The organism is Pseudomonas sp. EL_65y_Pfl2_R96, assembly GCF_963970905.1.
Classification (GTDB): domain Bacteria; phylum Pseudomonadota; class Gammaproteobacteria; order Pseudomonadales; family Pseudomonadaceae; genus Aquipseudomonas.
Map to the genome: position 1 here is coordinate 1 of NZ_CAXAQH010000260.1, position 494 is coordinate 494.

At 62.6% G+C, this 494-nt stretch carries 1 pseudogene; it reads right to left on the reverse strand.

The window, feature by feature from the left end:
* Positions 1–60: 60 nt before the first annotated feature.
* A pseudogene (locus AACY49_RS30520) lies at positions 61–494 on the reverse strand (ATP-binding protein); the annotation flags it as partial.

Consider the following 494-nt stretch of genomic DNA (forward strand, 5'->3'; position numbering starts at 1 on the left):
CATCGGGCTCGAAACGCCCATAGGGTTTGCCGAGCTGCCAGTCGGCGGTGTGGATGAGTTTCATGATGAATCCTGCCCCGCAGCGATTTCCCCGACCGGCATAGCCCTGCGCATGAACGCGCCGAACATCGGCACGGTGAAGGCCGTCTCCCCATAGCCCGGCGTGAAGATCATGCCCTTTGCGATCAGCGATGCGCGGACCGGCCCGAAGCTGGAAGGCTTGCGGCCGATATGATCGGCGATGGCGGTCGAGGCGAAAGGCCCCTCCCCGAGATCCGCCATGCCGCGCAAATAGCGCTTTTCCGACGGGGTCAACCTATCGAAGCGAACACGAAAGAAGCTGTCGTCGAGCGCGGCAATCGCTGTCGAGTGGGCGAGGTCGACGTCCGCTGCCGTAATCGGGCAAGTGTCAGCCGCGTCCCAGCATTGCTTGCCCCATTCCTGCAGGAAATAGGGATACCCCTCGGTCAGAGCGATGATCTTTGCGACCGCGT